Below are 9,458 nucleotides of genomic sequence, written 5' to 3' on the forward strand. Positions count from 1 at the left end.
ATATTTAATTATTTTAATATCATTATATTCTACTATTTTAAAAGAATCTTAGATGTATATCATTTATCTAAAAAATAGTAATTTATAAGAAAATATAAAAAAACAAACTATTAAATAACTAAACTACAATATATTATACTGTTTAAAGAAATTTTTATGAGGAATAAAATGGCAAATGGACATGGACATCATGGAGCTGCAAATTTAACTCCTGAACAGCAAAAGCAAATGATTGAACAGGAATTGAGGCTCTTTGAACATATGAAAAATATTAAATATAAAATAGCTGTTATGAGTGGAAAGGGAGGAGTAGGTAAATCTACCGTAGCTGCAAACTTAGCAGAAGCTTTCCAGAAAAAAGGATTATTGACAGGAATTCTCGATGCGGATATTCATGGACCTAATATTCCTAAGATGTTAGGAGTTGAAGGTAAGGATGTCATGATCGAGCATGGTGAAATGATTCCTGTAATGAGCAAGAATGGAATCAAGGTAATGTCAATGGGATTCTTGATTGATTCACAAGACACTCCTATCATTTGGAGAGGTCCTCAAAAATCAGGATCCATTAAACAGTTTATGGCGGATACCGCTTGGGGAGACCTTGATGTCTTGATTATCGACAACCCACCTGGAACTGGAGATGAACCGTTGACTGTACTTCAGGCATTGCCTAATGTTGATGCAGTTATTATGGTCACTACACCAAACAGCTTATCACAGGAAGACGTCTTGAAATGTGTTGGTATGGTAAGGATGTTGAATATTGAGGATATTGGACTTATTGAAAATATGTCCTATTATGTCTGTCCTCATTGTGGTGAGAAGACTAACATATTTGGTGAAAGTCAAGGAGAAAACTTTGCAAATGATATGGGAGTTGTTTATTTAGGAAATCTTCCTTTGAATGAGCAAGTTCCGGAATCTGCCAATAAGGACAGCACTATGGTAAATGCTTATGCAGATTCTGAAATTACTCAAAAGTTTTCTGAAATAGTTGATAACATTAAATTGGCATTTCTTGATGATGATTAAGTAAATGCTTTTTCTTTTTCTTTTTTATTTATTCTAATTTTTTATTTATTCTAATTTTTATTATTTTTATTATTTTTACTATTCTTTTTAATTTTTTCAAGTTATTTTAAACGTTTATTTATTGAAATAATTATTTTTCAATACAATTAAGATACTTTTATATAGTTTGGAAAACATATGTTATTATATAAAATAGTATGATTTTCTTGCTTGAATTTATACTGATTCTATACATAATAATCTAATTTTAAAGGCTATTGATAATTGATTTTCTTTATCGGTCTTAAAGTTTTTGAGGTAATTTTTATGACTATATTAGATGGTATTTTAGAGGACAACAAGAAATTTGTAGAAAATTTTGAAGGCGAAGAAATGTCTCACCATGCACAAAAGAAGTTAGCTATTCTAACTTGTATGGATTGCAGATTAATCGACTTCTTTGAACCTGCTTTAGGACTTAAAAGAGGAGATGCAAAAATAGTTAGAAATGCAGGAAACTCCATTGTAGGAGAAGATGCAATTAGATCTATTGGTGCAGCATTATACAACTTAGGAGCAGAAGAAGTGTTGGTTGTTGGCCACACCGAATGTGGTATGGCAGGTGCTGATGCAGATGCTTTAAAGGAAAAGATGCTTGCAAGAGGCATTAAAGAAGAAGACATTGCTAAATATGATTTGGCAGAATGGATCGGTGGATTTAATGATGAGGAAGAAAATGTCCTCAATGTAGTGGAAAAGATCAAGAACCACCCATTGATTCCTGAAGTTCCAGTACATGGTCTTATCATTGACATTGTAACTGGAGAATTGAAAGTCTTGAAAGAAGACTATTAGTTCACTTTATTCGATACATTTATATACTACGGATGCATAGTATATATACTGATAGATAATTGAAGATATAGATTATAAATTTTTTAGAAAAATCCTCGAAATGATTTTTTCTAAAATCTTTTTATTTTTATTGAAAACACCAAAAATTAATCTGTTTCACCAAAAAGGATTGATTTATCATATATCACTAAAAATAAGGATTTTTGCAATTATTAATTTTTATTATTGTAATTGTAGTAACTCTATCATAAGTAAGGGGACACTTAGTCCCAACACATCATATACCGCGACTTGGATTCGTGCTAAGTTATACCAGAAGCTTAGCTTTCAATTAACACCATTTAATTGAATTGTAGTAATTTATCAAATTTCATTTGTTGAAGGACATTTCTTTTTTTCGTTCTTATGTTAATTTAATAGTATAATTTAATTACTATTTAACTGTCAACTTTGTTATCCCACTTTACAAATAAAACCATACTTCCCAATTTATTAAAAGTCTTGATAATGAAGTAGTAATCTGAATTAATATATTTAAATGATAACTATGAATGAGACAAACACAATGAACAAGAATAGCGTATTAGACAGTAAAACTAATTTTAAAAACAAATTGGATGGAGATTATTCTTCCCTCTTGAATCGCAAATCAAGACGTAGAAGAGAAATCAGACCTGCAGTTGAAATAGCTGATGCAGATGTATGCCCAGCTTGTGGATCCACTAAAATTTCCATCGACTACACCCGCAGCGAAAAATCCTGTGGAGTTTGTGGTGTGGTAATTGAAGAAAATATCGTAGATTCCACTATAAGAGGAACTGCTAGAGATAAAGATGGCAATTCCTACGGTCAAAATGGTGCACCTAAAGATATTACCATTCACGATGGCGGAATATCTACCGATTTTGACCCAAATAAAGGAAACTTTAAAAATAGGGCTCAATGGCACCGCCTAAAAAAATGGCAAGGCAGAATGCGTGTAAGCAGTCCTCGTGAAAGGAACTTGTCCAGAGCATTAGGTCAATTGGCATTGCTAGTTTCTAATTTATCTCTTTCAAAAAGTGTTAAATATGAAGCTGCAACTATTTACAGAGAAGCTTTGGATATGGATTTAGTCAGAGGCAGAAGCATCGATAAACTTTTAGTAGCTACAGTTTACATTGCATGCAGAAAATGCAAAGTTCCTCGTACCTTGGATGAAATGTCTGAAGGAACCGGTTTGGATAAGAAAACCATTGGTAAAAATTACAGATTCCTTAATAGGGAATTAGGTTTAAAATTACCTCTCATATCTCCAAACGATTACGTTCCAAGATTTGCAAGCAAATTAGGTTTATCCCCTGAAGCTGAAGTTAAATCATTTGAAATAATTGATTTAGCTGCAGAATCCGGATTGACTTCAGGAAAAGATCCTGCAAGCATTACCGCTGCAAGTTTGTATTGGGCCTCCATGTTGGTTGGAGAACGCAGGACCCAAACCGAAATCGCAAAAACTCTTGGAGTAACTGAAGTTACAATAAGAAACAGATTTAAAGAATTAAGCAATTCCTTAAACTTATAAGTATTTTGCTTATCCTTTAATTCTTTTTCATTTATTTGATTTAATTTTAGTTGTGAATGTTTGAATAAGTTAATTTTTGTATGATTAGGAGTGAAAGAATGTCTATAAATCTTAATGAATACCCTGTAAAAGTTGTTGTATCTGGTGATAAATCATTGATTCTTAATAAGCAATTTTCTGAAGATATAGAAAATTATAGCTATGATTTCAAAATATTTAATGTTAGAGAGAGCATAATGGAAGTAGGAGTTTTTATAAGGTATCCATCAATAAAAGGTTCTCCAAAACCTATTGAAAGATCATTAGATGAATTAATAGGTTATTCTACTGGCGATTTGCCATATGTATTTGAGCAATATCGTTTTTCTAAAGTTTATTTTACAATAGGTGATGTGGAGTATTCATTAAAAATTATAGGCGTAGGTCCTTTTGCGTTAAAATTAGTTATGGATGTTTCATTTTCTGAAATAGAAGATGAAAAAGGACCATTAGAAAAATCTCTTAAGGATTTTATATTGAATTTTTATGGAATAGTCAATAAATTTGATTCTCATTTCCAAACTGAGTTCCAAAAGAATCTTGAAAAGCATGAAAAAAGGAATTTAAGAAGGGAAAAGATTTTAAATGAAGTTAGAAAAAAGGAAAGAAAAATTCAGGCTATAGAAGAGGAATTTGGTTTTTACACTCCTATAAATAAGAAAGCAAGATATAAAATTAGATAATTGATGATTCTTTTAATTTTCTAATTTTTTATTATTTTCATTTGAAGAGCTTCTACTCAATATTATCAATGCTATAATTGTAATGAACACTCCACAAACCATTAGAGCAGTAGGGATTTCAGAATAGAATATAACTCCAAATAAAAGGGCAGCCACTGGTTCTCCAGAGGATAGAATAACTGCTGTTCCTGCATCCAAATGATTCAAGGATATTGTAATGCATATATAAGGCAATGCGAATGAAACCAATGAATGCAACATCAGAAATAAGATGTTTGGGATTGGATTCAAATAAACGAAGTTAGTAATTTGAGTGAAATTGGTAAATGGTATGATCACTATTGTAATTGTAATCAAAGAGTAGAATAATATTGTAAATGTATGCCTACCCATATCAATTGATTTTCTTGAAGATACGGAATAAATTGCCCAAAAGATGGCAGAACCAATTCCTGCTATTATTCCTAATAATGAAATGCTGACTGAATTTTCTTCAAGCAATCCAGTAACCAATGTACATCCAATCAATACAAGGATTACTGAAAGTACTTTAATTGTTGTTATCTTTTCATTGAATAGGAAATATTCAAGTATCAATACAAAAACAGGTGCTGTACTTAATAATATCGCTGCAAGAGATAATGGGACAGTATTGATTGAACTGTTATAGCATAAATTCAATCCAAGGATGCATAATCCACATAGTACAAATAAAGGAATGTCCTGTTTATTGATTTTGAATAGGCTTTTGTCAGTAAATAAAATAGCAATAATCATGAATATGGCAGCTATTGAGAAACGTAAGAAAAGAAGTGTGGTTGAATCCACTCCGTTTTCTGTTAATGTTCTGACAAATATGCCTGTGGATCCAAACATTATTCCTGCAATGATTGGTAAAATTAAGTATATCTTTTTCATTATTTCACGTATTGTCTCTAATTTAATTATGCTTTATATGTTTATATCTTATTTTATTAAATTTTATCCTATTATTAAATTCTATTCCTATTATTAAATTTTATTCCTATTTATATTGTTTTATTTTTTATTGATTTTCGGATAAAAATGAATACATTTATATATTTTGTATGACAATCTAATAGTATACAAAAATTCTTTGTGTATTACATCATATTGCTATTCAATATATGGGTAGTAAGAACAACTAATTGGGGGAGAAAAATGCCTGATAATAATGAAGAGAACAATCAAAAAAGCAATAATTATGAATTTGACAACTCCGGATTCAAATCTAAAGATTATGAAGATGCCGATGAATTTGATATCTGGGATTTAGAGCAGATCTTTAAAGACAGAGTCAAAATCTTGCAAGATTTAAACGCTGAATTCTGGGATGCTTATGAAGAATCCAAAACAGAAGCTTCCGGAAGAAAAGGTGGTGAAAAAGAAAGATTGCAACCTTTAAGCGTAAGAGTGAAACCTCATACCAAAAAATTCTTGAAGGAAGAATCAATTCTTTCAGCAAGAGAAATCTTGGAGATTTATGAAGATTTCAACAATGGCAGTGAAGATTATATCAATTCACTAAAAAGAGATGAAATGCAGCTTAAGGAGGAGCTTTCTGAAATTGAAACCAAATTGCAAAATGCAAAAGAGTTTACAGAAAAATTAAATGATATTAAAGAGGCAAAACAAAAAAGAAATGAAAAAATCAAGATTAATATAGAATAATCTTGATTGATTCAGATTTTATTAATATGACGATAAGATGATAATTGAGAAAGTATCTAAAAATGATGAATGGGAAGATTACTATATAAAAAGCAAATCTTCAAATAAGCATTATATTATCACTTTTGATCTTTTAGAAGACACAGTTAACTGCGACTGTGAAGACTTTAAATACCGAAAAGAAAACTTGAAATTTGGGGGAGTTAAGTTAAGTGATAAAAAGAATCACTGCAAACACATAAAAAAGATTTTAGAAATTAGAGATAAACTCAAATAACTAATTTCTATCTTTTTTATTTTTTTTAATATTTCCAATATTTTTTAATATTCTCAATATTTTTTAATTTTTTTCTAATTTTTCTAATTTTTTTAACAATTATTATTTATTTTTCCCATTTTTATTTTTAAAAGAATAAAAAGTGTTTTTCATTTGATTCATCGGTAAAATTCCAGTTATCAATGAAATTAACTAGTTCTCTGTCATGTTCTAATGTGACATCAGTGGCATCTCCTGTATATGCTTCATAGATAACTGCACTTACATTGCCGTCGTTTAATGGTTCTGTCACATATGCAGGACTTGTTGGGTCTGGAGGCACATAATAGGTCATCCATTCAAAGTTATCACAGATGGCATGAGCAAGTTGATTGGATAATGTATTGTTTTCTCTAGGAGTGAACATAAACCTTGAAACCCCCCAATGTCCGTTACTATAATGAACATCAACAGCAAAAGTAAAGTTATTGTTAATCATATCTGGAACAGCAAATTCCTGGGCTAATTTTTGTCCATTCATTCTGCTTGCTGCAAAATCTGTTGAATCAGCGCTTACATTGATTTTATATAAGTAGTAACTGCAGTTTAAACTGCCTGCTTTTTCTTTTAAAGCCTGTTCCATTAGCTGATGGGCTCCTTTTTCTCTTGGATGCACTCCAAGAATATAAGCTATTTTAACATCAGATTCTGTATTTCCATATGGACCTTCCTTATACACAGTTCCTATTGTATTGTTCCCTATTAATGTACTTGGAGCAGTTATCTCCTGATTTCCATTGTCATTTGAATTTAAGGCACTGGCAACAAACAGTATAGCCAATATTATGATTAAGATTCCTATGACATTCCTAGCCATTTTAGGGTTTTTCTTCATTTCTCTAAAAATAAAGGAAAGTCCTTGTGCTATGAGTGATAATATTGAAAGCAGTATTGCAACTATTGCTGATAGTATTGTAAGCAATAATGCTTGATAATCTATCCCATTTCCAGTATTTGTTCTATTGCTTCCCCTACTGTTTCTTCTATAACTTCCTCTATTATTTCTCCCATTTCTCTGAAACGAGGATTTATTGTTAGTGGGATAGAGAGATCCTTTATTTGAGTTCTGTCTGTGTAATGAAGGTTTTTTATTGTTTGCCATTTATACACCTATGCTTATATTCATTATTAATTTTTTTGTTTGTTCATTTTCTTAAATGTATTTATTAATTTTTAGGATGATTCTCTAATTTTTTATTATTTTATTTCTAACTCTTTGTTCACTAACTTTATAAATTATACTTTACATATAATAGAATATGGTGAAAAAAATTGTATGGTCATTGGCTGCAGTATGTTTTGCAATGTCCACATTATTAAGTTTAGTTGGTCTTATTTCTGTCATACAGGTTTACTTTAATGTTTCAATTTATTTTGCTAGTTTGTATGCTAGCATCTTTGCAGGAACACTAGGTATTTCTAGCTTATTTTTACCTGCTCTTTTTTCACATTTTGAGAAGAAGAAACTTATACTGGCAGTATTATTAATTACAGCAGTATGTAATCTTATGGATATATTTATGACTGAATACTATATTGCGCTGATTTTTAGGATTATCCCTGCATTTTTCTATCCGGTAGCTGTTAGTTCAGCTTTAACCATTGTTGGAAAAATCAGTCCAAAAGATACAAATAAGGTTGTTTTAGGTATTTCAGCAGGAAGTATCTTAGGGCTTTCCATCACTTCCTATTTGGGATTGAGTTATGGATATCAAAGTGCAATGATGTGGTATTGTGCAATAAATGTTGTAGCATTTATCTTAACTTATCTCTTTATTCCAAATTTTGAAGGAAACAAGGAGCCTGTTGCTTTGCAAGTCAGTCATGCAAAATCCAAATTGTTTTTAATTTCAATCCTCTATGTTTTCTTTATGGTTGTTGGAATAAGTATCACCTATAATTACATTCCGACCTATTTGGCTGAAGTGACTAAGATGAATGCGGAATTCCTATTCATAACACTGCTTTTGATGGGTCTGATTTCACTTGTAGGAACAACTTTGTCAGGTTATTGCATTCAAAAAAATGCAAACTGGACAGTTCTATTTTATCCTATTGGATTTGCTGCAACAATCTTTATATTAGGAACATTTGTTAGAATTCCATTTATGGAATTTTTTATTTTAATGATCTTTTCAATATTTGATGGGTCTGCATATACCGTTTCACAATATTGGGTCACATCCTCTGTTAGGCAATCTCCTGAGTTTGCAAATGGTATTTTCCTGTTGATGTGTAATATGTCAATATTTATTGGTACAATGATTGGTGGTATGATTATAGATGTTATAGATATGACCTACATTTTCTTTGGATCCATATTAATGATGGTTTTAGCTATTCCATTTGTTCTTGTTAGGGTTAAGAAATATCCTAATGTTGAATAAACATTTTATATTTTATTTCTTTAACAATATTTTTTGCAGAATATTAAGAATTCGCTATGGTTTAAGTATGGTGATTGGATGGTTGTAATAAAAAGATCTTTAAAGATTGATTCAAATTCTAATTTTCAAATAATTGACATTACAAGAGATATTGTAGCTATTTTAAATGATTTCAATAAAGATGATGAAACTCAAATGAATAATGGTATTGTCAACATATTTACAAAGCATTCTACAAGTGCAATATCTGTAAATGAAAATGAAAAAGGGCTTTTAAGCGATTTTGAAAAGGTCTTGAAAGATGTAGTCAAAGAAAAAGATAATTATAAGCATGATTTTATTGATAATAATGCAGCATCTCACATTAGGGCATTCTTACTTGGTTCATCTGAAACCATTCCTATAGTTGATGGAAGATTAGACATTGGAACTTGGCAATCAATATTCTTTATTGAATTGGATGGTCCAAGAAGAAGTAGGACAATTGATTTAACTTTCATTGGGGAATAATGCATTTTATCATTAATTAATTGTTTGGAGATTCATAATGGAATTATTGGATAATCTTGATAAGGTCCACACTACTGAAATGGGTGTGGGCAGAATAAAGAGAAACATCGGTGTAGATGTTGAAGACATTGTAGAATACTGCATAGATAAAATAAAACAGGATAATGCAGTTATTGAAAGAAAAGGTAAAAATTATTATGTAACTGTGGATGGCATCATAATAACTGTAAATGCATCCAGCTATACAATTATAACCGCTCATAAAGAGAAAAAATAGTTTTAAATTACTTTATATAATATTTTAAAATCATATTTAAAATCTAGATAAAATCATACTTAAAAATAGTGTGAATGCTTTTTTTTTTTTAAAATTGTTTTGTAAAAATAGTTTTTTTTTAATT

The 9,458-nt window shown here is 30.2% G+C and carries 11 protein-coding genes; 9 read left to right on the forward strand and 2 right to left on the reverse strand.

Features of this window, described 5'->3' with window-relative positions; genetic code table 11:
* Positions 1-168 precede the first annotated feature (168 nt).
* From ACKI67_RS07855 to ACKI67_RS07870, 4 genes are all read left to right on the forward strand, one after another.
* The gene (locus tag ACKI67_RS07855) at positions 169-1,035 is read left to right on the forward strand and encodes an Mrp/NBP35 family ATP-binding protein (protein ID WP_407462940.1); all 867 of its coding nucleotides are present in this window, start codon (positions 169-171) and stop codon (positions 1,033-1,035) included.
* 306 nt (positions 1,036-1,341) lie between these two features.
* The gene (locus ACKI67_RS07860; RefSeq protein ID WP_407462941.1) at positions 1,342-1,869 is read left to right on the forward strand and encodes a beta-class carbonic anhydrase; all 528 of its coding nucleotides are present in this window, start codon (positions 1,342-1,344) and stop codon (positions 1,867-1,869) included.
* Positions 1,870-2,416: 547 nt separating this feature from the next.
* Positions 2,417-3,430, forward strand: coding sequence for a transcription initiation factor IIB family protein (locus ACKI67_RS07865; RefSeq protein WP_407462942.1), 1,014 nt, complete (start codon positions 2,417-2,419; stop codon positions 3,428-3,430).
* Positions 3,431-3,528: 98 nt separating this feature from the next.
* A complete protein-coding gene (locus ACKI67_RS07870; RefSeq protein ID WP_407462943.1) occupies positions 3,529-4,152 on the forward strand; it encodes a hypothetical protein in 624 nt (207 codons plus the stop codon).
* 12 nt (positions 4,153-4,164) lie between these two features.
* Here the strand turns inward: ACKI67_RS07870 and ACKI67_RS07875 are convergent, their stop codons facing one another.
* Positions 4,165-5,070, reverse strand: a complete 906-nt coding sequence (locus tag ACKI67_RS07875; RefSeq protein WP_407462944.1) for a DMT family transporter — start codon at positions 5,068-5,070, stop codon at positions 4,165-4,167.
* A 264-nt stretch (positions 5,071-5,334) separates the two neighbouring features.
* On the opposite strand from ACKI67_RS07875, the gene ACKI67_RS07880 reads away from it, so the two are divergent.
* Positions 5,335-5,844 (forward strand): hypothetical protein, encoded by a 510-nt coding sequence (locus ACKI67_RS07880; protein WP_407462946.1) that lies wholly within the window; start codon positions 5,335-5,337, stop codon positions 5,842-5,844.
* Positions 5,845-5,881: 37 nt separating this feature from the next.
* Positions 5,882-6,121 carry a hypothetical protein gene (locus tag ACKI67_RS07885; protein ID WP_407462948.1) on the forward strand — a complete coding sequence of 80 codons (240 nt, stop codon included), beginning with the start codon at positions 5,882-5,884 and terminating at the stop codon, positions 6,119-6,121.
* A gap of 127 nt (positions 6,122-6,248) precedes the next feature.
* On the opposite strand, the gene ACKI67_RS07890 is transcribed toward ACKI67_RS07885, so the two are convergent.
* A complete protein-coding gene (locus ACKI67_RS07890) occupies positions 6,249-7,262 on the reverse strand; it encodes a hypothetical protein (protein WP_407462950.1) in 1,014 nt (337 codons plus the stop codon).
* A gap of 157 nt (positions 7,263-7,419) precedes the next feature.
* Here ACKI67_RS07890 and ACKI67_RS07895 point away from each other — a divergent pair, with 157 nt between their 5' ends.
* The 3 genes from ACKI67_RS07895 to ACKI67_RS07905 all read left to right on the forward strand — a co-directional run bounded on the left by ACKI67_RS07895 (position 7,420) and on the right by ACKI67_RS07905 (position 9,334).
* Positions 7,420-8,547 carry an MFS transporter gene (locus tag ACKI67_RS07895; RefSeq protein ID WP_407462951.1) on the forward strand — a complete coding sequence of 376 codons (1,128 nt, stop codon included), beginning with the start codon at positions 7,420-7,422 and terminating at the stop codon, positions 8,545-8,547.
* A 78-nt stretch (positions 8,548-8,625) separates the two neighbouring features.
* Entirely contained in the window at positions 8,626-9,057 is a 432-nt protein-coding gene (locus ACKI67_RS07900) for a secondary thiamine-phosphate synthase enzyme YjbQ (protein WP_407462953.1), read from the forward strand.
* A gap of 37 nt (positions 9,058-9,094) precedes the next feature.
* The gene (locus ACKI67_RS07905) at positions 9,095-9,334 is read left to right on the forward strand and encodes a DUF3781 domain-containing protein (protein ID WP_407462954.1); all 240 of its coding nucleotides are present in this window, start codon (positions 9,095-9,097) and stop codon (positions 9,332-9,334) included.
* Positions 9,335-9,458 lie beyond the last annotated feature (124 nt).

Origin of the sequence: Methanobrevibacter sp. (assembly GCF_045577275.1) — an archaeon.
In the GTDB taxonomy this organism is placed as follows: domain Archaea; phylum Methanobacteriota; class Methanobacteria; order Methanobacteriales; family Methanobacteriaceae; genus Methanobrevibacter.

Excerpts from the sequence above, each read along its gene's own strand:
- ACKI67_RS07890 (WP_407462950.1), bottom strand. The coding sequence starts at position 7,262 with ATGGCAAACAATAAAAAACCTTCATTACACAGACAGAACTCAAATAAA.
- ACKI67_RS07905 (WP_407462954.1), top strand. The coding sequence starts at position 9,095 with ATGGAATTATTGGATAATCTTGATAAGGTCCACACTACTGAAATGGGT.
- ACKI67_RS07900 (WP_407462953.1), top strand. The coding sequence starts at position 8,626 with ATGGTTGTAATAAAAAGATCTTTAAAGATTGATTCAAATTCTAATTTT.
- ACKI67_RS07885 (WP_407462948.1), top strand. The coding sequence starts at position 5,882 with ATGATAATTGAGAAAGTATCTAAAAATGATGAATGGGAAGATTACTAT.
- ACKI67_RS07870 (WP_407462943.1), top strand. The coding sequence starts at position 3,529 with ATGTCTATAAATCTTAATGAATACCCTGTAAAAGTTGTTGTATCTGGT.
- ACKI67_RS07865 (WP_407462942.1), top strand. The coding sequence starts at position 2,417 with ATGAATGAGACAAACACAATGAACAAGAATAGCGTATTAGACAGTAAA.
- ACKI67_RS07880 (WP_407462946.1), top strand. The coding sequence starts at position 5,335 with ATGCCTGATAATAATGAAGAGAACAATCAAAAAAGCAATAATTATGAA.
- ACKI67_RS07860 (WP_407462941.1), top strand. The coding sequence starts at position 1,342 with ATGACTATATTAGATGGTATTTTAGAGGACAACAAGAAATTTGTAGAA.
- ACKI67_RS07875 (WP_407462944.1), bottom strand. The coding sequence starts at position 5,070 with ATGAAAAAGATATACTTAATTTTACCAATCATTGCAGGAATAATGTTT.
- ACKI67_RS07855 (WP_407462940.1), top strand. The coding sequence starts at position 169 with ATGGCAAATGGACATGGACATCATGGAGCTGCAAATTTAACTCCTGAA.
- ACKI67_RS07895 (WP_407462951.1), top strand. The coding sequence starts at position 7,420 with ATGGTGAAAAAAATTGTATGGTCATTGGCTGCAGTATGTTTTGCAATG.